At 60.5% G+C, this 24,809-nt stretch carries 22 protein-coding genes and 2 pseudogenes; 13 read left to right on the top strand and 11 right to left on the bottom strand.

Translation table 11 applies throughout. The features are described from left to right. Positions 1 to 23: 23 nt before the first annotated feature. From HB633_RS10250 to HB633_RS10275, 6 genes are all read left to right on the top strand, one after another. The gene (locus HB633_RS10250) at positions 24 to 497 is read left to right on the top strand and encodes a (2Fe-2S)-binding protein (RefSeq protein ID WP_255580874.1); all 474 of its coding nucleotides are present in this window, start codon (positions 24 to 26) and stop codon (positions 495 to 497) included. A 4-nt stretch (positions 498 to 501) separates the two neighbouring features. Beyond that, positions 502 to 3,192 carry a c-type cytochrome gene (locus tag HB633_RS10255; protein ID WP_255580850.1) on the top strand — a complete coding sequence of 897 codons (2,691 nt, stop codon included), beginning with the start codon at positions 502 to 504 and terminating at the stop codon, positions 3,190 to 3,192. Between the two features lie 376 nt (positions 3,193 to 3,568). Then, positions 3,569 to 5,491: an ABC transporter permease gene (locus tag HB633_RS10260; RefSeq protein WP_213777990.1), complete on the top strand. Its 1,923-nt coding sequence runs from the start codon at positions 3,569 to 3,571 to the stop codon at positions 5,489 to 5,491. Continuing rightward, positions 5,488 to 6,273 carry an ABC transporter ATP-binding protein gene (locus HB633_RS10265; RefSeq protein WP_213777991.1) on the top strand — a complete coding sequence of 262 codons (786 nt, stop codon included), beginning with the start codon at positions 5,488 to 5,490 and terminating at the stop codon, positions 6,271 to 6,273. The genes HB633_RS10260 and HB633_RS10265 overlap by 4 nt, the downstream gene beginning before the upstream one ends. Continuing rightward, a complete protein-coding gene (locus tag HB633_RS10270) occupies positions 6,270 to 6,983 on the top strand; it encodes an ABC transporter ATP-binding protein (RefSeq protein ID WP_213777992.1) in 714 nt (237 codons plus the stop codon). Before HB633_RS10265 ends, HB633_RS10270 begins: the two co-directional genes overlap by 4 nt. Positions 6,984 to 7,022: 39 nt before the next feature. Further along, positions 7,023 to 8,243: an ABC transporter substrate-binding protein gene (locus HB633_RS10275; protein ID WP_213777993.1), complete on the top strand. Its 1,221-nt coding sequence runs from the start codon at positions 7,023 to 7,025 to the stop codon at positions 8,241 to 8,243. Between the two features lie 84 nt (positions 8,244 to 8,327). Here HB633_RS10275 and HB633_RS10280 read toward each other — a convergent pair whose 3' ends face one another. The 4 genes and pseudogenes from HB633_RS10280 to HB633_RS10295 form a co-directional block, all read right to left on the bottom strand. Further along, on the bottom strand, positions 8,328 to 8,501 hold the full coding sequence (locus tag HB633_RS10280; protein WP_213777994.1) for a hypothetical protein: 174 nt from the start codon (positions 8,499 to 8,501) through the stop codon (positions 8,328 to 8,330). Between the two features lie 156 nt (positions 8,502 to 8,657). Beyond that, positions 8,658 to 9,872: an N-methyl-L-tryptophan oxidase gene (gene solA, locus HB633_RS10285; RefSeq protein WP_213777995.1), complete on the bottom strand. Its 1,215-nt coding sequence runs from the start codon at positions 9,870 to 9,872 to the stop codon at positions 8,658 to 8,660. A 70-nt stretch (positions 9,873 to 9,942) separates the two neighbouring features. Next, positions 9,943 to 10,749 (bottom strand): hypothetical protein, encoded by an 807-nt coding sequence (locus HB633_RS10290; RefSeq protein ID WP_213777996.1) that lies wholly within the window; start codon positions 10,747 to 10,749, stop codon positions 9,943 to 9,945. Positions 10,750 to 10,799: 50 nt separating this feature from the next. Continuing rightward, positions 10,800 to 11,207 (bottom strand): annotated as a pseudogene (locus tag HB633_RS10295) (5-methyltetrahydropteroyltriglutamate--homocysteine S-methyltransferase); the annotation flags it as partial. Positions 11,208 to 11,210: 3 nt separating this feature from the next. Between HB633_RS10295 and HB633_RS10300 the strand changes: the two are divergent. Together HB633_RS10300 and HB633_RS10305 are read left to right on the top strand one after the other, a co-directional pair. Next, a pseudogene (locus tag HB633_RS10300) lies at positions 11,211 to 11,628 on the top strand (LysR substrate-binding domain-containing protein); the annotation flags it as partial. Between the two features lie 173 nt (positions 11,629 to 11,801). Continuing rightward, positions 11,802 to 12,563, top strand: a complete 762-nt coding sequence (locus HB633_RS10305) for an SDR family oxidoreductase (RefSeq protein WP_213777997.1) — start codon at positions 11,802 to 11,804, stop codon at positions 12,561 to 12,563. 30 nt (positions 12,564 to 12,593) lie between these two features. Here the strand turns inward: HB633_RS10305 and HB633_RS10310 are convergent, their stop codons facing one another. Continuing rightward, positions 12,594 to 13,100 (bottom strand): GNAT family N-acetyltransferase, encoded by a 507-nt coding sequence (locus tag HB633_RS10310; protein WP_213777998.1) that lies wholly within the window; start codon positions 13,098 to 13,100, stop codon positions 12,594 to 12,596. Positions 13,101 to 13,327: 227 nt separating this feature from the next. Here HB633_RS10310 and HB633_RS10315 point away from each other — a divergent pair, with 227 nt between their 5' ends. Continuing rightward, complete coding sequence (locus tag HB633_RS10315; RefSeq protein WP_213777999.1) at positions 13,328 to 13,711, top strand: hypothetical protein; 384 nt, start codon at positions 13,328 to 13,330, stop codon at positions 13,709 to 13,711. 91 nt (positions 13,712 to 13,802) lie between these two features. Here HB633_RS10315 and HB633_RS10320 read toward each other — a convergent pair whose 3' ends face one another. From HB633_RS10320 to HB633_RS10340, 5 genes are all read right to left on the bottom strand, one after another. Beyond that, positions 13,803 to 14,915 (bottom strand): porin, encoded by a 1,113-nt coding sequence (locus HB633_RS10320; RefSeq protein ID WP_213778000.1) that lies wholly within the window; start codon positions 14,913 to 14,915, stop codon positions 13,803 to 13,805. Between the two features lie 167 nt (positions 14,916 to 15,082). Then, entirely contained in the window at positions 15,083 to 15,697 is a 615-nt protein-coding gene (locus HB633_RS10325; protein WP_213778001.1) for a DUF2894 domain-containing protein, read from the bottom strand. After that, complete coding sequence (locus tag HB633_RS10330) at positions 15,694 to 16,338, bottom strand: OmpA family protein (protein WP_213778002.1); 645 nt, start codon at positions 16,336 to 16,338, stop codon at positions 15,694 to 15,696. Before HB633_RS10330 ends, HB633_RS10325 begins: the two co-directional genes overlap by 4 nt. Then, on the bottom strand, positions 16,335 to 18,431 hold the full coding sequence (locus HB633_RS10335) for a DUF802 domain-containing protein (protein ID WP_213778003.1): 2,097 nt from the start codon (positions 18,429 to 18,431) through the stop codon (positions 16,335 to 16,337). The genes HB633_RS10330 and HB633_RS10335 overlap by 4 nt, the downstream gene beginning before the upstream one ends. A gap of 10 nt (positions 18,432 to 18,441) precedes the next feature. Next, on the bottom strand, positions 18,442 to 19,149 hold the full coding sequence (locus tag HB633_RS10340; protein ID WP_213778004.1) for a DUF3348 domain-containing protein: 708 nt from the start codon (positions 19,147 to 19,149) through the stop codon (positions 18,442 to 18,444). A 66-nt stretch (positions 19,150 to 19,215) separates the two neighbouring features. Here HB633_RS10340 and HB633_RS10345 point away from each other — a divergent pair, with 66 nt between their 5' ends. The 3 genes from HB633_RS10345 to HB633_RS10355 all read left to right on the top strand — a co-directional run bounded on the left by HB633_RS10345 (position 19,216) and on the right by HB633_RS10355 (position 20,488). Continuing rightward, complete coding sequence (locus HB633_RS10345; protein WP_213778005.1) at positions 19,216 to 19,497, top strand: hypothetical protein; 282 nt, start codon at positions 19,216 to 19,218, stop codon at positions 19,495 to 19,497. Positions 19,498 to 19,771: 274 nt separating this feature from the next. Next, positions 19,772 to 20,050, top strand: coding sequence for a type II toxin-antitoxin system RelE/ParE family toxin (locus tag HB633_RS10350; protein WP_213778006.1), 279 nt, complete (start codon positions 19,772 to 19,774; stop codon positions 20,048 to 20,050). Positions 20,051 to 20,179: 129 nt separating this feature from the next. Beyond that, positions 20,180 to 20,488 (top strand): HigA family addiction module antitoxin, encoded by a 309-nt coding sequence (locus HB633_RS10355; RefSeq protein WP_213778215.1) that lies wholly within the window; start codon positions 20,180 to 20,182, stop codon positions 20,486 to 20,488. Between the two features lie 6 nt (positions 20,489 to 20,494). On the opposite strand, the gene HB633_RS10360 is transcribed toward HB633_RS10355, so the two are convergent. Further along, positions 20,495 to 22,873, bottom strand: a complete 2,379-nt coding sequence (locus tag HB633_RS10360) for a DNA polymerase II (protein ID WP_213778007.1) — start codon at positions 22,871 to 22,873, stop codon at positions 20,495 to 20,497. A gap of 279 nt (positions 22,874 to 23,152) precedes the next feature. On the opposite strand from HB633_RS10360, the gene HB633_RS10365 reads away from it, so the two are divergent. Beyond that, the gene (locus HB633_RS10365) at positions 23,153 to 24,808 is read left to right on the top strand and encodes an ABC transporter substrate-binding protein (RefSeq protein ID WP_213778008.1); all 1,656 of its coding nucleotides are present in this window, start codon (positions 23,153 to 23,155) and stop codon (positions 24,806 to 24,808) included. The last annotated feature ends 1 nt before the right edge of the window (position 24,809 follow it).

Consider the following 24,809-nt stretch of genomic DNA (forward strand, 5'->3'; position numbering starts at 1 on the left):
CGGCATCGTCGGCTTCAGAACACATGACGTTGAGCGTCAATGGTTCATCGCGTACGCTCGAAGGCGTGACGCGCGACACGCCCTTGCTCTACGTCTTACGTAACGACTTCGAGCTGAACGGGCCGAAGTATGGCTGTGGCCTCGGGCAATGCGGTGCGTGCACGGTACTGCTCGACGGTGGTCCCGCGCGATCATGCGTGGTGCCGGTCGCGGCGGCCATCGGACGGGAAACGGTTACGCTCGAAGGGCTTGGAACCGTGGATTCGCTGCACCCGATCCAGCGCGCTTTTATCGATGAACAGGCAGCGCAGTGCGGCTATTGTCTCAACGGCATGATCATGAGCGCGAAGGCCTTGCTCGATCGCAATCCCGAGCCCGATGACGCGGCGATTCGCGACGCGCTGCGTTTCAACCTGTGCCGCTGCGGTACGCACATCGAGATCATGAAGGCCGTGCATCGTGCGGTGGAATATCTGAAACGCGAAAAAGGGCGCTGATCTGATGGACGTCATGCGTGAACGAGATTCCGGCAAACCCGTGCTGCTGCCCGAGTCGATGCTATACGCGTGCGTGGTGTTGGACTTCGACGCGGCGTTGCTGCAGCGTGCCCCGGAATTGCACACAGAAGGCGTGCGTTGTGTTGTCGTGGGGAACGTGGCGGCGTTCGTGGCCGACCGTTTTGATCTTGCGTGCGATGCCGCGCGCCGCGTTGTTGGTACTCCGGATGCGGATGTTTCGCTGCCGGTTCCGCTCGCGGGTCTGCCGCACGAAGCGCATTACGCATGGCCGCTTTACCCGGATACGTTCACGCCATGCGAGGCGATCGCGCGCGTTGACGGCGACTGCGTTTCCCTTTGGACGAGCGCACCGGCGAATGCCGACCTGGTCGCGAAGCTCGTCAACGCGACGGGATTTTCCGCCGATGGCATCGAAATTCATTCGCTGGAAAAAAGCGTCGACTCGACGCTCGCCACGCACGCCGCCGTAGCCGCTGTAACGTTGATGAACGAAGTTGGTAGCGCGGTGTGTATCGGCGGATTTGTGTCGGTATTGACGGCGCGTGAGGCGACGTTTTCAATCGCGGCTTCGTTGGACGATCAAGGCGCGCTGCTCGACTGGCAATACGTTGCGCGAACGCCGGGGGTTTCCGGTGACGAAGCTACCGCGCAAGATCCAACGCCATATGTGTCCCGCCGCGCGAAAACGCTGATCGATGATCCCGCCAGGCTCATTCCCAGCGCGGCCCATACCTTCGCGCGTGAATCGTTCATCGATGAAATCGCACGCGACAACAACCGCGATCCCGTGTCGTTCCGGCTCGATCATCTCGATCCCGTGGAATACGACGGCGCGCGCGAACTGATAAATACGGTCGCCGAACGCGCCGCGTGGGGCGGCAAGCCGAAGCAATCGAATACGGATATTGCCCACGGTCGCGGTTTCGCTTTCGATGAACACAAAACCGATCCCGCAACGCCCGCGTATTCCGCGTGGATCGTCGATCTGGATGTCAATCGTGCGACCGGCGACGTGGCGGTCAAGCGCGTGGTGGCGGGGCGTGCAAGCGGGCGCCGAAAGTTGGGCAGCATAGGCGGCGTACCGGCTCGGCTGATCGCTGCGGCGGCATCGCGCGCGCTTGGGTTGCGGCTTACCGCGCGTCCATCGCACGATGAAACGCCCGGCGCTCAGGCGGTTTCGCATGAACTGGCGTTGGCGTCGTCCGCGGACGTTCCCGCAGAACTGACGGCCGAAAGCATCGATGCCTCACCGGCCGCCGCGGCCATTGCCAACGCGCTCTTCGATGCCACCGGCGTGCGCTTTCGCGCGCCGCCATTCACGCCGGAACGCGTGCGCGCGGCGCTGGGTGGCTCGGCGTCGCCAATGGTCGGCGCGCCAAGGCGCGGCAAACGCTCGCTGAAGGCTTTGCTTGCGGCCGGCAGCCTGGGCGGCGTGATCGGCCTCGCGTGCACGCTATGGCCGCTACGTGCGCCGATAGAACCCATCGCGCGGCCATTAGCCTCCACGTGGTCGGAGGCCACCATCGCGCGCGGCCGCCAGATCGCCGAGTTCGGCGATTGCGCCGTCTGCCACACCGCACCCGGCGGCGCGGTCAACGCGGGCGGGCTCGGGCTCGAAACGCCGTTCGGCATGGTCTACACCACCAACCTCACGCCTGACCCGAAGACGGGCATCGGCAACTGGTCGTTCGCCGCGTTCGATCGCGCGATGCGGCAGGGCATTTCGCGCGACGGCCATCATCTTTATCCCGCGTTCCCGTACACGGCGTTCACGAAGATGAGCGAAGCCGACATGACCGCGCTGTACGCGTATCTCATGTCGCAGCCGGCCATCGAAAACTCGCCGCCGCAAACGCGTTTGCCATTCCCGCTGAATCAGCGTGCGCTGGTCGCGGGCTGGAACGCGCTTTATCTGAAGCAGGGCGAGTTCAAGCCAGACCCGGCGCGCTCGGCGTCATGGAACCGCGGCCGATATCTCGTCGATGGCGCCGGCCACTGCAGCGCATGCCATTCGCCGCGCAACGCGTTTGGAGCTGAAAAAGGCGGGCGTTTGTACATGACGGGCGGCAGCGCCGAGGGATGGGTCGCGCCGTCGCTGGTCGGCAACTCGAAAGCGCCCGTCAAGTGGACCGAACAGGCGCTCTACGATTATCTGAAGACGGGTTTCTCGCACGAGCACGGCGTCGCGGCTGGCCCCATGGCGCCAGTTGTCGCGAGTCTGTCGACGTTGCCCGAAGCCGATGTCCGCGCGATGGCGCATTACGTGGCGTCGTTATCGCCCACGGCGGAAGTTGCCGAGCCGACCAGGGTCGCGCAGTCCTCGGAAGCCGTCACGGTGCAAGGCCTCGACAGCGGCCGTCGTATATTCGATGGCGCGTGCGCGGTGTGCCATGCGGCGACGGGTGGTGTGGGCAACTTTGGCGTGCGGCCGTTGTTGTCGTTGAATACGAGCGTGAGCGAAGCCACGCCGGACAATTTGCTGAAGGTCATTCAGAACGGTATCGATGTCCCCGCCACCGATGCCCTCGGCTACATGCCCGGCTTCAAGGATTCCTTCGATGACCGTCAGATGGCCGACCTCGTGACCTATATCCGCGCGAGCTTCGCGCCGAACGAAGCGCCGTGGAAGGATCTTGAGCAGGCATCGGCGCGGGTTCGCAAGCACGCGCATTGACAATCGCGGCATCGGCGACTTCATCTCTCGGCTCCTATAATCAGCGAGGCGTCGCATCGGTTCGTGGTACGCCTCGCGGCATTGCACCAATAGTGGGACCCTCGCACCGCAAAAGAGATTATGGCGTGTACGCTGGGTTTTAAAGGTGCAATGCGGAACATTGATCTACCTGTAAGTCAGCGGGCTGTCAGCCCTAAAGTCCTTCTATTGAATGACAGAAAGCCAAAATAACTAGTACAAGTCACTAGCCGGAAAACAGGCACGCTCATTGCATAGAAGACTAGAATTAGAGCGTGTACATGTATTGACGGTCTGAACCCGCGCTGCGCAAGACGAGCGCCGTGTTCCTGACGAAACCCAAGCGATAGAGGCGTCGATGTTGTCGAATCTGGCTGTGCAACTCATCAACGGACTAGCGGATGCATGCGCCATGTTTCTGGTCGCATCCGGTCTGTCGTTGATTTTCGGCGTGACGCGTATCGTCAACTTCGCGCATGGCTCTTTCTATATGCTTGGCGTGTACGTGGCCTATAGCATTGCGAGCCGCTTCGGTTCCACCGTCGCCGGTTTCTGGCTTTCGATGCTCGCAGCAGCCATCGTCGTAGCCGTGATTGGCGCGCTCGTGGAAATGATCGTGCTCAGGCGGATCTATCAGGCGCCCGAGCTGTTCCACTTGCTCGCGACCTTCGCGCTCGTGCTGATTTTTCGCGATGCCGCGCTTTACATCTGGGGTCCCGAAGACTTGTTCGGCCCGCGTGCGCCGTTGCTCGGCGGGGCGGTCAACCTGCTCGGCCATTCGCTGCCGACCTATGACATCGCGCTGATCGTGATCGGTCCCATCGTGCTCGCTGTGTTGTGGTTCGGGCTGACGCGCACGCGGCTCGGCACGCTCGTGCGTGCGGCGACGAGCGACCGCGAGATGCTCGGCGCGCTCGGCATCAACCAGGCGTGGCTTTTTACGGGCGTGTTTTTTATCGGCGCATTTCTCGCGGGGCTCGGGGGTGCGCTGCAAGTGCCGCGGATGTCGGCGAATCTTTCGCTCGACCTCGATACCATCGGCAACGCGTTCGTGGTCGTGGTGGTCGGCGGCATGGGTTCGATTCCCGGCGCGTTCGTGGCCGCGTTGCTGATCGCGGAGATCAAGGCGCTGTGCATCGGCATTGGCGATGTGACCATTGGCGGCGTCGTGTTTTCACTCAGCAAGTTCACGCTCGTGGCGGAGTTCGTGGTGATGGCGATCGTGCTGGTCGTGCGGCCCTGGGGCCTGCTGGGCCGCGCCCAAACCGCGGTTCGCACCATGGCGTTCGCCGAAACCCCGCTGCGCCGCGCGGATTCGCGGCTGAAGATATTCGCCGGTATCGTGCTTGCGGTGCTGTTGCTCGCGCCGTTGTTGTCTGGCGTGTTTCCGTACATGCCGGTGCTCCTCGTTGAAATCCTGATCGCCGTTCTGTTCGCGACGAGCTTGCATTTCATCATGGGACCGGGCGGCATGCATTCGTTCGGCCATGCCGCGTACTTCGGACTCGGTGCCTACGGTGCAGCGCTATTCCTGAAAGTCCTCAACCTGCCGATGGAAGCCGCCGTCATCCTCGGGTCCGTGCTCGCGGGCTTAGGCGCGCTGGTATTCGGGTGGTTCTGCGTGCGTTTATCGGGCGTCTATCTCGCGATGCTGACGCTCGCCTTCGCACAGATCGTATGGTCGATCGTGTATCAGTGGGACGCGGTGACGGGCGGCAGCAACGGCATTCTGAACCTCTGGCCATCGGCGTGGCTGAGTTCGCCGATCGCGTATTACTACCTGACCTTGTTCTTCGCGGTGATCGGCGTGTGGATGCTCAGGCGCATGTTGTTCTCGCCGCTCGGCTATGCAATGCGCGCCTCGCGTGATTCGGTGCTGCGCGCAGAAGCCATCGGTATCGATGTAAAACGGATTCAGTGGGTCGCGTTCATTATTGCGTCGCTGTTTTGCGGGCTGGCCGGGTCCTTGTACGCGTTCTCCAAGGGTTCCATCTCGCCGGAAGTGATCAGCGTGGGTCGCTCGGTCGATGGCCTCGTGATGGTGCTGCTCGGCGGCATACAGACGTTGGCAGGACCGATTGTCGGCGCAGCGGTGTTCACGTGGCTGCAGGATACCGTGGCGCGTCAGACCGACTACTGGCAAGCGCTGCTCGGCGGCGCGATCCTGGTTCTCGTGATTGCGTTTCCGCAGGGTATCGTGGGCTTCGTGCAGCACAAGCTCGACTCACGCCGCAACGCCGATCACGGCGCCGCGCCGCAACCGGCCAAGGAGGCGCTATGAGCTTGCTGCGGGTATCGAATCTTGCGAAGTCGTTCGGCGGCCTCAAGGCGGTCGACGATGTCTCCTTCGACCTCGAAGCTGGGCAGCTGCTTGCGTTGATCGGCCCGAATGGCGCGGGCAAATCGACGTGCTTCAACATGCTCAACGGCCAGTTGAAGCCGAGCTCGGGTTCCATCCTCTTCGACGGCCACGAGATCGCCGGCAAACGTCCGCGTGACATCTGGCGCCTGGGCGTGGGCCGGACCTTCCAGATCGCGGCCACGTTCAACTCCATGACCGTCATCGAAAACGTGCAGATGGCGCTGGTCTCGCGCGATCGCGAGTTGTTCAACTGGTGGAAACCGGCGCCATCGCTTCATGCGGACGAAGCCCTCGCCTTGCTCGAACAAGTCGGCATGGCGGCGCACGCAAACCGCGCCTGCGGCGTGCTCGCTTACGGCGATGTCAAACGCGTCGAACTTGCCATTGCGCTTGCCAACAAGCCGAAACTTCTGCTGATGGACGAACCGACCGCGGGCATGGCGCCCAAGGAGCGCAACGACCTCATGGCGCTGACCAAGCAACTCGTGATCGACCACAAGCTCGGCGTGCTTTTCACCGAGCACAGCATGGATGTGGTCTTCGCTTACGCCGATAAACTCATCGTTCTCGCGCGCGGCAAACTGATCCGCGAAGGCGATGCCGAGACCGTGCGCAACGATCCCCGTGTACGCGAGGTCTACTTCGGCACGGGCAAATCGTTCATGCCGCGTGCTTCGCTGGCTGAAGACGGAGTCGCTTGATGACGGCCATGCTGAAAGTCTCGGGCCTGAACGCGTTCTACGGCCGCGCGCAGATTCTCTATGACGTCGGCCTGGAAGTCGGTCGCGGCGAAGTGGTCGCGCTGATGGGCCGCAACGGCGCCGGCAAATCGACCACCATGAAAGCCCTGATGGGCATGCTGCCCACGCGGCGCGGCGCGATCAGCTTTTGCGGCCAGGATATTTCGACCATGCCGCCGTATCGGATCGCGCGGCTTGGGATGGGTTTCGTTCCGGAAGACCGGCGCGTGTTCGGCGATTTATCGGTGATGGAAAATCTCGATACGGGCCGCCAGCCGCCACGCGAAAACGCGCCGCGATGGACGCCCGAAAAGCTCTTCAAGCTGTTTCCGAATCTCGGCGAGATGCCGAACCGTCCCGGCAGCCAGATGAGCGGCGGAGAGCAGCAGATGCTGACCGTATCGCGTACGCTGATGGGCAATCCGTATCTCGTGCTGCTCGATGAACCTTCGGAAGGTGTGGCGCCGATCATCGTCGAGCAGATGGCGAACATGATCCTTGAATTGAAGCGGGAAGGGCTTTCCATTCTTCTTTCCGAACAGAACATGCACTTTGCCGAACTGGTCAGCGACCGCGCGTACGTGCTTGAAAAAGGGCAGATCCGGTTCAGCGGCACCATAGAAGAACTTGCCCGCGACGAAGCCGTGCGACGGGCGTACCTGAGTGTATAAAGCGATATTTCATCAGCACCCATCCTGGAGAGAACAACTATGACCACGCGTGCTGGATCGCGGCTGCGCATGACCGTCCTGATGCTTGCGCCATTGGCTGCCGCCCTGGCGTCGAGCGGCGCGGCGGCTGCCGACACCATCAAGATTGGCGAAATCAACAGCTACAAGGCGCAGCCGGCGTTCCTCGGGCCGTACAAGAATGGCTGGAACATGGCGCTGGATGAAGTCAACGCGGCCGGGGGTATCGATGGCAAGAAGCTCGAAGTCATCTCGCGCGACGACAACGGCAATCCGGGCGATACGGTTCGCGTCGCACAGGAACTGACGACGGGCGAACAGGTGTCGCTGTTGTTCGGCGGCTTCCTATCGAACACGGGTCTCGCGCTCGCCGACTACGCGAAGCAGCGCAAGATTTTCTTCCTGGCCGCTGAACCGCTGACCGACAAGATCGTCTGGCAGGACGGCAACAAATACACGTACCGGTTGCGTCCATCCACCTATATGCAGGTCGCGATGCTCGTGCCCGAAGCGGCGAAGCTGCACAAGAAACGCTGGGCCGTGGTGTATCCGAATTACGAGTATGGACAGTCGGCGGTCGCCACGTTCAAGCGCTTGCTGAAAGCGGCGCAGCCGGATGTCGAGTTCGTCGCCGATCAAGCAGCGCCGCTCGGCAAGCTCGACGCCGGCGCCGTCACGCAAGCGCTCGCCGATGCCAAGCCCGACGCCATTTTCAACGTCGAATTCGGCGCTGACCTGGGCAAGTTCGTGCGCGAGGGGAATACGCGTGGTCTGTTCAAGGATCGTTCGGTGGTGTCGTTGCTGACCGGCGAGCCCGAGTATCTCGATCCGTTGGGTGCTGAGGCGCCGGTTGGCTGGATCGTGACGGGCTACCCGTGGTATTCCATCGATACCCCCGCGAACAAGAAGTTCGTCGCGGCGTACCAGGCGAAATTTCACGACTATCCGCGGGTGGGATCGGTGGTGGGTTATTCGGCGCTGATGTCCATTGCCGACGGCTTGAAGAAGGCCAAGTCGACCGACTCGGAGAAACTTTCCGAAGCGTTCAAGGGCTTGTCCGTCGATACACCTTTCGGCCCGATTTCGTATCGCGCGCAGGATCATCAGTCGACCATGGGCGCGTACGTTGGCACGACCGCGCTCAAGGACGGCAAGGGCGTGATGACGTCGTACCGGTATATCGATGGTGCGAGCGTCCAGCCGTCGGACGCCGAAGTGGCGAAGATGCGGCCTGCGGATTGAGGTTGTAGCTGTTGCAATAAGAAAAAGCCGCGCTTTGAAACCAAGCGCGGCTTTTTCGTTTCGGCCCGACGTAATCCGAAAGCTTCAGCCTTCGTAAGAAACGCGACGCAGATTCTCCGTTGAACCGGCCGGAACCTTTGCATCGGCCGGTTTGCGCTTGCCCGGCGGCTTCGACTTGACGCTCGCGCCATGCACGAACAACACGACCAGGAGTGCCGCCATCGCCCACACAGACAAGACCCACATCAACGTGCTCATTTCATCCCCGAACCGATTGGTTTCTTAAAGTTGCCAAAACGACTGGCATGGATGAATTGTGAGGCTCCGGCCTGCAAAGCAATTCCCCGATAAGCGCGGCATTCTACGGCCAATTCACTGAAGAATGGCGCGCGCCGATCAACCGTTGCGCAAATATTACCGGGCGCCGAAACGGCTCAGCGAAAACGCTGAGAGGTCGACATCGCTTCGTCCGGTGAGCGTGCGTTGCGCCACCGCCTCGCCGATGCCCGCTGAATGCTTGAAGCCGTGCCCCGAGCAGGCGGAAACCACGGTTACATTGGCGAACGCAGGGTGATCATCGATGATGAAACCGTAGTCCGGCGTGACCGTATAGGTACAAACAGCGGCTTTGACCAGTTCCGGCGTTACGCCCGCGAAGTTTCCCGCGAGATGGGATTGGTACATCTGCGCGACTTCTTCGTCCGAGACGGTGCGATCGAGTGTATCGATGGAATCCAGCGCGGTGTATTGCTCGGTCGCGATCTTCATGCTTCCCTCGCCGGGGATGGGCGGAAAGCCGTAGCAGATATCCGTTTCCAACGGGCCGTGCGAGAGGATGAAGGTCGGGGAAAGTTGCGGGAATATGGATGGTTCTTCGAGCTTGAACCAGAACAGCTTTTGCCTGCAGACCTTCAGCAACGCGCTGAAGGGTTCACCCAGCAGATTCGCGGACCACATTCCGGCGCACACAATCGCCTTGTTGGCCATGATCGTCCGCTCGCCGGTTTTGATTCGCACAACGCCGCCTTCAGATTCGATCGATGAAACCGTCTCGCCGGTGATGACGGCCGCGCCGAGGTTTCGCGCGGCGTCCAGTTGTGCCGCAATGCATTTCTCCGGCCGCACGAAACCGCCTTCGGGTTCGAAGTAACCGATGGCATCGTCGCGAATCGGACCAAACTGGGGAAAGCGCGCCTTGATTTGCGAGGCGTGCAGTATTTCGTGGTCTATGCCGTAACGGCGCGCCAGTTCGATGGTGTTCCCCGTGAAATCTTCCGAGCCGTGATGGCGTGCGGGCGCTTCGCTGGATGTCATCACGAGCACGCCGCATTGTTCGAAAAGCGCTTCGCCGCTTTCGGCTTCCAGCTCACGCCAGATCACGTGCGATCTGCGCACAAACGGGATGTAAGCCGCGCCTTCGCCTACAGCCAGGCGGGTGATGCGCGTATCGCCGTGACTCGAACCCTGATCGTGCGGCGGCGCGAACCGGTCGATACCAACAACACTGGCGCCCGCCCTGGCGAGTTGATAAAGCGTCGCCGCGCCCATCGCGCCGAGTCCGACAACTACGACGTCACATCGTTGTTCGTGCCCTGCTTTGTGCCCTGCTTCTTGCGCTGTTCCTTGCATTCAGCCACCCGTCCGGTTGAGGTCAAGCGAAAGATGATACTTGGCGCCGGACATTCGGGCCGGGCCGTCGTCACGGCTTCGAAGCGTTCTCTTTAGCGGGATCGGCGGGGGGAGCAAAGCGGCCTTGCTCCGCGATCAGTTGATCATCCGTCGTCGCCACCAGCCACAGCCGCGCATGTTCTGCGATGTGCCGGTTGTGGTCCTTCAACGGTCCCATCGCGCTGGCGGCCTTCCAGACCACCGGGCCAACGCGGCTGCTCCTGCCCGACGGCGCGCCTACCAGCAGGCAATAAGGTCCAAGCGGAAGGGAAACGAACGGCTGCGCCGGCTTCGCGCGAACCCGCCAGTCGATGAACGGCGTCTCGCTGATCAGCAGCGGCGTCGGCAAACCGTAAAGCACGCTGAAGTCGTAGAGCGCCAGTTGCGCGCGCATCCCGGCGTAAGCGCGACGAATGTCTTCAACAACGGCCGCGCGGATTTCGTCATCGAACATGGGTTCTTCTGCGTAGCGCGCGAATGCTTCACGGGCCTCCCGTTGATACGCGCTGAAGATGCCTAGATCCATGCAATCCTGAACGGCGCGTTGAACGTCGGCGACAGAACCGGCCTCCGCCGGCGTACCCAGTTGCGCCGCCCGCAAGAAGCGGGCAAGCCCCGCTTCCTGTATCACAGGGCCTTCCGCGGTAGCGGTTTCCTGAAGGTCCTTGTCGAGAGGGACATAAAAGTATTTCTCGGCGGCGAAATGGGATTTCTTGCCTTCATCGAACTTGATGGCGCCGTCTGTGCAGTCGAGATACCGCGTCCCGATTCGACCGTGCTCCCAAACCCAGTTCTTTAGGAACGGACGCAGCGGATGCAGTCTTTCTTGATCGGTCATTGAACCCTCCAGGGCTCCCAGTATAGTTCCGGCTTGTCCTGGAGAGCGTCTTAAACCAAAGCGCGCAGCGTCCTGGCAGCCGCGACCATGTTGGTCAGCGCCGGAATGACCTCTTCCCATTGACGCGTCTTCAGGCCGCAGTCCGGATTCACCCACAGGCGTTGCGGCGGAATGCGGTCGGCCGCCTTCCTCATCAGTTGCACGATGTGCTCTTGCGTCGGAATGTTGGGCGAGTGGATGTCGTACACGCCCGGGCCGATCTCGTTCGGGTAGTTGAAGTGATCGAATGCATCGAGCAACTCCATGTTCGAGCGCGAGGTTTTAATGGTGATCACATCGGCGTCCATGTCGGCAATCGATGCAATGATGTCGTTGAACTCCGAGTAGCACATATGGGTGTGGATCTGCGTCTCGTCGTCCATGCCGTTGGCCGTGTTGCGGAACGATTCCACCGCCCAGCCGAGCAGGTGCTGGTCGTGGGGCGGCAGCATCGGCTGGCGGAAGCGCCTTTTATTCTCGCGATGAACTCACCGAAGAAGTCCTGATCACGTATCCGGTCGAGATCGACCGCCTGGATATCTACAACCAGTTCCTGATGCCGGCGAATGTCGTGCCCAAGCGCCACAAGGTCATAGAAACCACGGACATCATGTTGCAGATGGTCGCGAGCGGACGAGGCGTTGCCGCGCTGCCGCGCTGGCTGGCCGAGGAATATGCGGACAAAGTGGCGGTCAGCGCGGTGCGGCTCGGTGCCCAAGGATCGCCAAGCAGATTTTTTTGGGCATGCGGGAAACGGATGACGCCATCGATTACATGACGGCCTTTGTCGAACTTGCGCGCGAATCTGACTGGAACTCGGACGTCAACGCGCATGCGTAGGGGCAGCGGTTTGCTACTTACTCTGCGGCAGTAAGGGTGGCGCACGTGGATGGCGGCGTGCAATCCATCGAAAGAGTTTTTCTAACCCGGACCGGGAATTAATCTGCTTTGCCTTCGCGGCACGGCATGGATACGCTTCTGTCTGTGATCCACCACCTCATAAGGTTCGCTAGATGGAAACCGTTTCGCAAGCGCCGCTGATTTTGATAACAGGTGGAGGTCGTGGTGTAGGCGCGGCAACCGCGCGGCTTGCTGCTGCACAAGGCTACGACGTAGCGATCAGCTTCGCCTCCAACGAATCTGCAGCTCTCGCGGTGGCGGCTGATGTAGAAGCGCTTGGGCGCCGGGCTTTAGCCGTGCGCGCAGATAGCGCGGATCCAGAGCAGGTCGCTCAATTGTTCGCCGCGATCGACCGGGAGTTCGGCCGGATCGATGTGCTGGTGAACAACGCCGCAATAATCGCGCAGCAGTCCCGGCTGGAAGATCTCGGATTCGAGCGCATGCAGCGCGTCTTCGCGGTCAACTCGATCGGCCCTATCCTCTGCGCGCAGCAAGCGGTGAAGCGGATGTCGTATCGTCACAATGGGCGGGGCGGTTCCGTGATCAACATCTCATCGGCGTCGGCGCGGCTCGGCAGTCCAAATGAATACGTCGACTATGCCGCGTCGAAGGGCGCCGTCGAGACCTTCACTATCGGTTTCGCCAAAGAAGTCGCGCGGGATGGAATACGCGTCAACTGCGTCCGCCCCGGACACATCTACACGGAGATGCATGCGAGCGGCGGCGAGCCGGGCCGGGTGGATCGCGTCAAGGACTCGATCCCCATGGGAAGAGGGGGGCAGCCCGAAGAGGTTGCGCGAGCGATCCTGTGGCTGGCAGGCGCCGAGGCTTCCTTCATCACCGGCACGTTCCTCGATGTCACTGGCGGCAAGTGATCAACAGCCTGCAGCGATCAAGGCTGCGAATCAGCAGGCCAATTTTTCGTACAGCGACCAGACATAGTCGCCGGAATTGGGCGTTGGTTTGAGTCCAACCCGTGTGAAACCACCCGACTCGTAGTAGGCGCATAGCTTGGTGTTTTTTGCGTCGCAGTCGAGCCGGACAAAACGCCGGTCCAAGGCGCTTACCTTCTTTGCGCACCAATCGATCGAGACGCGGCCAAGCCCACGGCCATTGAAGCCCTTCCTGACGCAAATGCCATGCACATAACCCGCGTCAGGTTCTCGTGGCCCCCAATGTTCCGCATCGTCCCAATCGAGTGAAAACGTTCCAGCAGGCGTGCCATCCTGCTCGACGACATAGACTTCTCTTCGGGAAAGACTGTTAAGCACCCACGTCTGGGTGAATCCATCGCCTTCTTTGCCCCACGCATGATCGCCGTGCGCAACTTTTTTCTCGTGGGCGTCGTTCCTGATCTCTGTCAGCACCGGCACGTCTTCTATCGATGCTCTGCGAATGCATGTGGAAGTCATCGTGTCTGTTTCCCCAGGATCTAATTCTCATATGCCGGCCAGTCTCTTGCTGAATCCGGATCATTTTCCATGTTTCGCTCGCGCTTGCGGTTCTTTGAAAGATAGCGGGCACGGCATCATACGGCCGGGATTTTCAGCCACTCACACGGGCTTGTGGAAAGGCCCTCGCGCCGTGCATCGCATATGCGTCGTAAAATCAGGCCGATACAACTATAGCGATACGCGCCATGAGATACCTCCTTGCATCGACAATCGCGGCGCTCGTCGTGACCACGATTCCCGCCGCGATGGCCCAGACGCCCAAACAGGAATGCGCGATCGGGTATGTCACGGGCGTCGGCGGCGCACCGCAAAACGTCCGTGAATACCTCGCGATGCCCGATCGCGACAGATATCGGTATCTTGCGGACAACCCGATCAATTGCCGTGTCTCCGACGAAGGTCGCGCGTCCGCGTGCACCGGAATCACAAGCTTCCGGCACGAAAAAGTCAGTGTCTACGATGACACCGACAACGCGACGATAACCGTCGTCGCGCGCGTGGAACTCGACCGTGGGACGTACCCCGCGATCATCGTCGTGCCGAGACCGAATGTGCAGTGCGAGGAATGAACAACTGCCTATAAAAAACGGCGCGCACTTTGGAGTGCGCGCCGTTCGTTCCGGTGTTCAACGCCCGGCCGCAAGCCCCGGGCATCGAGCATCAGAATACGTTGCGAAGACCGATTGCGACGCCGGTCTGGTTGTTGCGTCCGGGGAAGTCCGCTTGCGCTGCGCCCGTGCCACGGATGAAATCGACGGTGCCATAAACTTCCGTACGCTTGGACAGTGAGTACTCGGCAAGCAGCACGCCCGAGTAGCGCACGCCGCGGCCAAGCGTGGACCCGTCCCCGTTCAGCGCATTGCGGGAATGATCGTAGTAACCGGCTGCGGTCAGCAGCAACGGTGGCGTGACCTGCCATGTGGTGCCGACATAGAAGCCATCGTCGATGCGGTTCGTATTCGCCACCGGCCCCGTGAAGTTGGCCGCCGGAGAGTTCGCAGCCGCCATGAAAAGGTCCACCATGCCGGTGTTGTCTTGCGCGTGCAGCCAGCCTGCGTAGGCCTTGACGGTGCTGAACGCATAGACCGCGCTCACGTTGACGACCTTGAACTTCCGGTTTTGCGCATCGCTGTTTTGCTGGTAGCCGGCATCGAGCGACAAGCCGCTGAACGTGTAGGACGCCGTCAACCCGTACATGTTGTTCGCGCCCGTGCTGCCGGCGGTGTTGCCGAAGGCGTACATGGCTTCCACGTTCAGGCCGCCGAACTGGCCGTTGTACTTGACGGAGTTGTTCGAGCGCAGGCCGTAGCCAAGCGCGCCGGGCAACCAGCCGTCCTGATCGAAGTTACCCACGGTCAGCGGATCGTAAACATTGCCCAACTGATCGAAGAGCGGCGTGTTCTGGCGGCCGAACGTAAGGGTGCCGTATTGATTGCTCGACAGGCCGACGTAAGCCATCCGGCTAAAGAGCGTGTTCTGGCTCGCCAGTTGCCCGTTCCAGACGTTGAAACCGTTCTCGAGACGGAACACCGTGGACAGGCCGCCGCCCAGATCCTCGGAACCTTTCAAACCCCAGCGGCTGCCGGTGATCGGGCCATTGCCCATCGATACCTGGCTGTCGTTGTTCGCATTCGCGTTGGTGAGATAGCGCACGCTGGTATCGACAATGCCGTACAGCGTGACTGAACTTTGCGCGAAAGAAGATTGAGCCGCGATGGCGATTAATGCGCCGGTAATGGCGCCAGTGATTTTGTTCACCGAGTGTCTCCGCATGTTTAGTTTTTAGATAAACGCCGGCCGGTTTTGACGGCCCTGGTCACGAACGATTTTGTCGTCCGGGCGCAATCATATTTGCGTCGATTAAAAAGCGGGATTGGTATTCAACTCCAATGTCTCCCCTTCACAACATGGGATTGACTTGAGCGAATCACTTGATGCTTTCATTTCTTGTTTTTGATTAATCGTTTATCCGTCCCGCGATTATCACGAGCGCTTTTTTTGGAAGCTGGGCCACGAGGCGTGTCTTTGTCGCCTGCTGCGCCGCTCGCAGCGTTCAATTCTTCGAGCCATGACAGCGCGTCTGCATACGATAAAAACTGCTGCAAATACCCGGGCGACAATTCGCGCATCAACGACAACGACCGATGCACGAGGCTGCTCGAATTAAGCGGGCCCGCGTTCCCGGGCACTTGTGCGAGCGATTGCCGGAATTGTCTTTCGGTACTGAGCGTGTTCCACGTTTGCCTGAAGTATTCGAGCGCTGCCATTTCGGGGTAGGCGGTGAGCTCGCGCGCATTTGCAATGTAATCAACGAGTCCGGCCAGCGGACCACTTGGCGGCTCGCTATCTGACGCTTTAGTTTTTTCCTTTGCAGCAAGATCGCCGGCATAGGCATCGACCAACCCGGCTATCTTCGCGTCGAGAACGCGCCGCGTCTCGCCGTCATGTGCCATCGCGCGCCGCTCCATTGCTTCGATAACCCGAAAGCGCACCGGATCAAACCGGTCGGCGCCGCAATCGCGCCAGGCGTCGAGCGTCGCGCGGATCTCGCTCATGGCGCCTTCACCGCTGCAGCCGATGGTTTCGGAACGGGCGCAATCTCGACTCGCCGGTTCTTGGCGCGCCCGGCATCGTCCGCATTCGATTCAACCGGCTGCTGCGAGCCGAACGCAGCCGCAAACAACGAAGACGAGGGCACGCCTTCATCGATCAAAGCACGCGTGACCGTCAGCGCGCGCTGCGCCGAGAGTTCCCAGTTGTCCGCAAAACGGCGATTGCCTTCGCGCAACTGCCGGTCATCGGTGAAGCCGCTCACCATCAGGATTTGCTCGTTGGCCTGCAGATAGGCGGTAAGCGGCCCGGCCAGGCTCTTCAGGATCTTGCGGCCTTCAGGCTGCAACTGATCGGAATTCAGTGCGAACAACACGCTGCCATTGATGCCGATGCGCCCGTTGACCAGCGTCACGCGACCCGCCGCCAGCGGTCCGGCGAGTGCCTGTTCCAGCGTCTTGCGGCGCTGCGCTTCCGCCTGATGCTGTTTGACTTCGTTTTCCAGTTTGCTAGAAAGCTCCAGCTGCACGCCGATAACGCCCACCAGGATCAGCATGAACGCGCCCAGCAACACCGACATCAGGTCGCCAAAGACGGCCCAGACCGGCGCTGCGGGTTCCACGCCGCCGTCGATATCCTCGCTCATGCCGCTTCGGCTCCGGCAGAGGTCCGCTTGCCGCCGATCTGCTGCAAGTCTTCAATGATCTGTTTCTGCGACCGCACGCTCAAGTCGACGACTTCCCGAGCTTGAGCGACGTAATACGCAAGCTGTTCGTCGCTGCGCGTGAGGGATTTGTCGAGTGCGGTTTCAATGCGCTGAAGGTGGGCCACGAGCTTCTCGTTCGAATCGCCGAACAATTGCACGGCAACGCCGAACACTTCGCCAAGGCTCGCGACCTCGACCGCGCCGCCGGTGACTTGCGCTGCAATCCCGGCGAGCTTGCCGGTCTCCTGTTCGACCTTGTCGGTGAAACGGGTGCCCACGCGATCCAGCAGATCCGCCGATGTGCTGACGAGCGCATCGACGGCCGAGCGCTGCTCGGTGGATGCGTGGTTCACGGCATCGAGCAGGGTTTCAAGCGTTGCCAGCAGATGGCTGCGTTCTTCGAGCATGGCGGTATCGCGGATCATGCTGTCCGTGAGCTTGATGCGCAATTCGGCGATCATTTCAGCTGCGGCCTTCGGCGCTTCCGATGCAGCCTGCACAAGCCGCGAAATCTCGCCGATGGTCTCGCTCGCGTGCGCCTGCGTCTGCGCTGAAATATTGCGTGCGGTATCGGCGAGCGTGTCGCAGATTTCCTGTTGCCGCGTCGCGGTGCGCGCGCCGGACTGCTCCCATTCGCGGCTGAGCGTTGCGGCCATCAACTCAAGCTGACCGGTCCATGCGGAGAGCCGCGCTTCATCGAGCGATGCAAATTTCGTCTGCAAGTCCGCGTGCGATTCATTGACCTTGTTCAGCAACGTCGCCGAATGCTGCTCGAAGGTCGCGGCCGCCGCGTTCAGCGCGTGCTCGTTGTGCTGCGCTAGTTTCTCGCCGATACGTTCCTGCTGCGACAACGCATCGTGCCATGCCGCCGATACGCTTGCCGTGGTGCTTTCAAGCCGCGTGGAGACGCCGTCCAGAAGGCTCGCGGAACGCTGCTCGAAGGTCTCGGTAAAACCATCAAGCGATACGCGCAAATGTTCGGACAGTGCTTCGGTGGATCGCTGATGCGCGGCGAGCGCCTGATGCCAGATATCGGAAACAGTCGTGGCCGTCGATTCGAAACCGCTCGACAAACCATCCAGTTGCCGTTGCACGGCGGCCGCGACATTGCGGTGCAACGACGCTGATTCGTGCGCGAGACCGGCCATGGTTGCTTCCATGACCGGCTGCAACGCGGCGCCAGCGGCGCGGGCGCTTTCGGCGACGCTCTCTTTCATCGAACGTTCCACCGATGCCGCCAGCCGCGTGTAAGTCGCTTCCGTCCTTCCATGAAACGCGTCCTGGCTCGCGATCTGCCGTTCGTTCAACGCGAGGTTCTGTTGCTCGATGGTCGTCATCATCGCTTGCAGGCGATCGACCAGCGTGGGCATGACTTCCGCCTGACGCTGCAGAAGCCTGAAGGATTCCTCGCGCTGATGCGTTTGCGAGTAGATGCGCAAGGTCGTCGCGATTTTCACGTCGAGCATGTGCGCGGCCTGAATCCGTTCGCGGCGGCACAACGCGGAAAGCAATCCGAGCATGGCCGATGTCGCCACGCCCGCGATCGATGTGCCGAAGGCGAAACCCAGCCCTTTGACCGGCGCAGCAAGCGATGCACGGATGGCCTGCAAGTCGGTCGCGCTGTCGAGCGCCATGCCCGTGCCTCGCAGCGTCGCGACCATGCCGAGCAGCGTCCCGAGCATGCCGAGCAACACGAGCAGTCCCACGAGATACGGCGCAAGGGCCGGGCCGGGCAAGGCGACGCGTTCGCCCTCGACACGCAAACGAGTTGGGTTGCGCAGGCTGGTTGGCAATTGTTCGAGCCACGTGCCGAGACTTGCAGGCGGTGAAGACAATCCACCGATGGCGCGCGTGAGGCCGGATGTGGCCTCGCTATATCGTTTCAGTTCGAGCGCGCCCGCCACGTAGCAGGCGGCAATCAGCAGCGTGACGGCCAGCGCCAGCAGATTCGTGCCGACATAACCCGCGCCGATCCAGCACACGGCGGCAAGACCTGCCAGGAACACAACGAGATTGATCAGATTTCTGGACATAGCGTCCCAGTTAGCTAGTGCGAAGGGCAGCAAGCAACCCCTCGACCGGTTGAAAACGAAGATCCAGTTCGGCCAGCAGCACGCTCTGCGCATCCTTGCGGAACGATTCGAGCCATGCGCCGGGCGTCTGGTCGTCGGTCAGCGTGTCCAGCTCCGCGCGACGCAGACGCTCGAAATGCCGGCCCAGCAGCGCTGGCACCGTTCCGAGCAGAGTCCGCTCGCGCGGGCTCAATGCGCGCTCCATGACTGCGTCGACTTCCGCGAGCCGCTTCATGGCCGGCGTCCTCGCGGCGAGTTTTGCCCGCAGGCGGCCGCGCAGATTGCCGATGCCGGTTTCCATCGACTGTTGCAGGGTCAGATAGCCTTGACGGAAGACTGGATAGTCTGCGGTTGTTTCGATGTGAACTTGCGCCGCGCCCGGCCGTTTCTTCGGGGCGCCGAACACGCTGTCGCCCACGATGGCATTCACCAGCGCGCCGCGCGCGGCTGCGCATTCTCTTTCTTCCGCGCCGCTCGAAGTTGGCACGCCTTTGGCGGCGGCCACCGGGTTGCCGCCCAACGCCGTCGACAGCGCGATTGCGTCGGTCCAGTGGAGCCAATGGCTCAGTCGGTCCGAAAGCGATTGCGCGGATTCGGTAAATTCGACGTCCGTCAGGCGCGCAAGTAAGCGAATGAGCGCCGGGCCGCTGAGAGCTGTGCGCTGAGGAGCTTGCACCATTTCGCCAGAGTCAAAAAGTCCGCTAGTTTACACGGCGGCGGGGTCGATGCCGCCGATATGTGACCAATGGTCAAAACTGGCGCTCGACGATTATGGTTTTTGCTCAATGCCAGCGACACGGCGGCTTGCTGGGTGCTTGCGAAGGCGCTGGATGAAATGACGCTTCTGGATATGTATCGCGCGATCGGTGGGCCGCCCGTTTTTACGCTCGGCCTCGCCGATGATCACCCGAAATTCCTGGTCGAGCAGGCTGTCAGTGGGCGGCTTTCCAAGGCATGCTCGACGCGGAACCATACTGCTGAAACGGTTTGGCGAAGCGACGGTTGCATCGATAGAAGAACATTTTGAAGTGCTGTTTGCAAAGAGTGCTCGGCTGCGGAGGAAGTGACCTAAGCGACGTTGCAAAGGGTATTGGATGCTGCTCGCTCGTTGCGTGCATCGCAATGGAGGCAGGGCGCCAAGTTCCAAACAAATCAAGACATTGGCCTGCGTTCCGTGAAGTTGTCCACAGCCTTGCTAACAAAAACTGGGGATAAGTTATGCGAGCAGCTCGGCTACGTACGGCTTGTTAAGTGTATTAATACATGTTACAATAAGCCGGACGTAATTCGAATGGCACACCATGATCAAGTCCTTCAAGCATAAGGGTGTGCAACGCTTGTTTGAAACCGGATCGGCAGCGGGGATTCAAGCAGCACACAAGGAACGCCTAAGCCGTCAACTGACGGCATTAAACAGAGCGAAATCTCAGCAGGACATGAACCAGCCTGGTTGGAAGCTACATTCCCTTAAAGGTAATGAAGCTGGAGTATGGTCAGTAACAGTGAACGGTAACTGGAGACTGACATTCACCTTTGAAGGAGAGGATGCGATCCTCGTCGACTACCGGGACTATCACTGAAACGGTGGTTGTGTTGGTGGGCAGTACATGTGGGGTTCGGCTTTATGAAGTGAATGAGGTCCGGTTCACCGGTATAAAAAGCCCCCTTTTTTGAGCAATACAATTGAAGTCACCATAGTGAAGAAAGCTATGTCAAACATGTTCAATCCGCCGCACCCTGCGGCGATCCTTCGGGAAGACGTGCTTCCGGCACTGAATCTGACAGTCACAGAAGCAGCCGAGCAACTCGGTGTGTCGCGTGTCACTTTGTCGCGCCTGCTCAACGAGCGTGGCGGCATAACGCCTGAAATGGCTCTGCGTATCGAGCAATGGCTCGGTGTCGAGCGCGGAGGGCGGGCCGATCTGTGGCTTGGTATGCAGCTTGACTACGATCTTTGGCAGGCGCGCAAGCACACGCCAAAGTCCATCAAGCGGGCACCGGCCGAAGCTGCGGCATAGCCTGATCTAAAACAACTCATGCTGCCCCGAAATCAGCATCTGAAAGTCAGACTGCAAAAGCGGCAGGATGGCATCGGCGATGGGCTGAAGCTGGCGCGTCAAATAATGGTCGTAGTCAATGCCTGACCTCCAGGTCTCAAGCGGCTCGGGCCCGCCACTTGTCATCAAATAACTGATCCAGCCGCCGCGTTGATATTGCAGCGGCCGTCCGTGTTCACGATTGAACTCATCGGCAATACGGGCTGCGCGCACATGCGGCGGCACGTTGCGCTCATAGGCATCCAGTGGCCGGCGCAGGCGCTTTCTGTAGATCAGCAACGCATCGAATTCACCGCTCAAAGTGCGGCGTACATAGTCGCGCACATAGTCCTCGTACGGCTCGCGTTTGAAGATGCGCGAATAGAGTTCGCGTTGGAATTGCTGGGCAAGCGGCGTCCAGTCGCTGCGTACGGTTTCGAGTCCCTTGTAGACGATCTCTTCGCTGCCATCGGCAAGAAGGCTCAAACCTGCGTAGCGCTTCTTGCTGCCTTCTTCCGCGCCGCGAATCGTAGGCATGAAAAATCGCCGATAGTGCCGTTCGAACTGCAATTCCAGCGCGCTCTCGAGTCCAAACCGTTCGCGCACGTCTTCCTGCCACCACGCGTTGACGCGGTCAACGAGCGCGCCGCCGATGCGCGCCGCTTCGTCCTCGTTGCGTGCGTGCCGTAGCCACACGAACGTGGAATCTGTATCGCCGTAGATCACTTCGTAGCCTTCCGCCTCGATCAACTCGCGCGTGCGCCGCATGATCTCGTGGCCGCGCATGGTGATCGACGAAGCCAGCCGGGGATCGAAAAAACGGCATCCGGTAGAACCAAGCACGCCGTAAAACGCGTTCATGATGATCTTCAACGCTTGCGAAAGCGGCTTGTTGTTCTCGCGTTTGGCTTCGTCGCGTCCCTTCCAGACCTGGCCCACGATCGCCGGCAAGCTATGGCGCGTGCGCGAAAACCGCGCGCCAAGAAAGCCGGGTACGGAATGCTCGTCATCGGGATGACGCATGCCATCGACAAGACCCACCGGGTCGATCAGAAATGTGCGAATGATCGATGGATACAGGCTTTTATAGTCGAGCACCAGCACTGAATCGTAGAGACCCGGGCGCGAATTCATCACGAAACCGCCGGGGCTTGCAGCGCCGACGACATCGCCGAGATTGGGTGCAACGAAGCCTTGCCGATGCATCCGCGGCATATACAAATGCGTGAACGCGGCGACGGAACCGCCCATGCGGTCGGCGGGCAATCCCGTGACCGACGCGCGTTCGAGCAGGAACGCAAGCAGTTCTGTCACCGCGAAAATGCGTGTGACGAGCTCGCAATCCTTCAGGTTGTAGCGGGCGAGGGCGGGTTTGTCTTCGTCGAAGCGGCGCTGGATCTCGTCCATCCGCTGATACGGGTTGTCGATGGCCTTGCCTTCGCCAAGCAGCGCTTGCGCCACGTATTCCAGACTGAACGATGGAAAACTCCACGTCGCCGATCGCAGCGCCTCGATGCCATCGATCAACAAGCGTCCGGCCGCGCCCGCGAAGAAATGGTTCTGCTTGAGACCGTGTTGCCGCCATTCCATGATGCTGCCGCCGCGCCCGAGCCGCAGCGGCACGTTGTACCGTTCCGAATGTTCATGCAATACGCGCAAGTCGAACTGGATCACGTTCCAGCCGATGATTGCGTCAGGATCGAAGCGTTCCAGCCAGTCGTTCAACTTCTCCAGAAGCTGCCCGCGCGTTTTGCAGTATTCGAGCTTGAAGTCGATGCCGCCGGCGTCGCCGTTAGGCGGTCCGAGCATGTAGACCTGGCGCTCGCCGCAACCTTCGAGCGCGATCGAATAAAGCTCCGCGTGCGCGCTGGTTTCAATATCGAGCGATACGAGTTTGAGCTTCGGCCGATAATCCTGCGCAGGTTTCAACTCGGCGTTGACGAGCGGAGAGAAAGGTTGAGCGTCAGCGAGCGGTTCGCCGCTGAACGCGACAGGCGCCGTGATGAAACGCTCCATCATGTAACGATCAGGTGGAAAGACATCGGCTTCGTACACATCCACGCCGCCTTGCTTCAAGCGCCGTTCGAGCGCCGTCAATTGCCGGTATTGCGCCGTATATAACCCAAGCACCGGCCGATGACTGAAATCGACCAGATCCAGCGGCCGCAACTCCGCGCGCTTTTCGCGCTGCAATACAAATTCAGCGCGCTCGCGTTGTTCTGCCGGAATGAACGCCACCGATTCTTGCGGGCGCAGGCGCAGATGACGGGGACCTTCGTCCGTCGCCAGCCAGAATTCGACGTCGGTGCCGTCGGGCGTGTCCCGCCAATGCCGCGTCAGAATGAAACCGTGTTGAAGCCCGCTCAAATGCCCGCCTTGGAAAAACCCGTTGCCTACAGGGATTTTAATGGCTGCACACGTTCAGCGTTCGAAACGCTGATTCGCGAGATTTTTCACATCGATGCCATGAAGCTCTACGCCCATCCAATTTCGTAGAAACGCGCATCCATATGCGTGCGCGTTTGATATCCATATAAAAATTCCTACGTTTGCGACGCGCGTTGTGCGTCCTAGCATGTGAGACCCGGTTCCCAACCGGTCCGCAGCAGCGCCTCCTCGCCCGACCCCAGACAGGAATTCCGTTAGATGAATGCACGACTTATCGCGCTTGCCGGCGCGACGACCCTTGGCCTTTCCATCGTGCTGAGTGCTTGCAGCAAATCCGAATCCACCGCGCCTTCATCGCAAGCCTCAGCCAAGCCCGTGTCCGGCGGCGCGCTCACATGGGGCGTCACGACTGAACCTGCATGCTTCGACCCGCATCGTTCATCGCAGCAAAATGCGTTCTGGGTGATCCGCAATTTCATCGATTCGCTGATCAGCAAAAAGACCGACGGCACTTACGCGCCGTGGCTCGCGAAGTCGTGGAGCGTGGCCGACGATGGCAAGAGCTATACCTTCAATCTCCGCGATGACGTCAAATTCACCGATGGAACGCCGTTCAACGCGGCAGCGGTCAAGGCGAACTTCGATTACATCCTCGCCAATGTGAGCACGACGTCGGCATCGGCTTCGTTGCTGGTGCACTTCGATCACGCAGAGGTCGTGTCGCCAACGGTCGTCAAACTCGTCATGAAGCAAGCCGATTCGACAACGCTCGAATCCCTCTCGAGCGTCAAGCTCGGTTTCATCTCGCCGAAAGCGTTGGCCGAGAACAAGGACCTGTGCGGCGGCGGTCCGGGAATCGTGGGAACGGGACCATTTGTGTTCAAGTCGTATCAGCGCGGTCAGTCGGCCGTCTTCGAGCGCAATCCCGATTACCAATGGGGACCCGGCAACGCGCAGCATCAGGGGCCGGCTTATCTGGATCGCGTGACGTATCGGTTCCTGCCGGAGGCGGCTGTGCGAACCGGGGCGCTGAGCTCGGGGCAAGTCGACTTGATCGAAGGCGTGCAGCCCACGGACATCGGCGTATTCGATAAAGTCGACGGATTCCAGTATCTGACGGGGCCGTCGGCGACGACGTCGTTCACGCTCAACATCAACTACACGGTCGCGCCCGCCAGCGACGTCCGTGTGCGCCGCGCGCTGCGTGACGGCTTCGATCTCGATGGCATTGTGAAGAGCGTTTATCTCGGGACCGTGCGGCGCGCGTATTCGAATATCGGGCCGGACAACGCGGATTACGATGCAACCCTAAAGGGTTCATGGGGCAACAAGATCGCGGACGCAAACAAGCTGCTCGACGAAGCCGGCTGGACCCAGCGCGACAGCGAAGGGTTCCGCACTCAAAACGGCAAGCGTCTGTCCATTGAAGTAGGTTATCCGCAACCGTATGTACGCGACAGCCGCGACGTTCTCATTCGTGCCGTGCAGTCAGCGCTGCGCCAGAACCTCGGTCTCGATCTCGGCCTGAAGATCACCACGGCGGGCGACTTCGCGAATCAGAAGGCGACCGGTAACTGGACCATCTATCCGAACACGGATAACCCGTCCGACGTTGCAATGGAACTGTGGGACATGCTCGGCGACCAGGGCTTTCTCTACAACGCGATCAAGACTCCGGACGCAACCATCACGAACGATATCAATCATGCGCGTCTCCTGCCTGTGGGCGAAGAGCGGCGCAAGTTGCTCGCCAAGATCCAGACGCGCGCGGTGGACCAGGCGTTTATCGTGCCGCTGTTCGCGCCGGCGTATCACCTCGCGGCGAAATCGAACGTGCATGGAATTGGTTTCGAACCGCAACTGGATGGCCCCGCGAGTTCCTACGATGTCTGGGTAGAAAAGCAAGGAGGCTGAG

Source organism: Caballeronia sp. dw_276, assembly GCF_018449635.1.
In the GTDB taxonomy this organism is placed as follows: Bacteria; Pseudomonadota; Gammaproteobacteria; order Burkholderiales; family Burkholderiaceae; genus Caballeronia.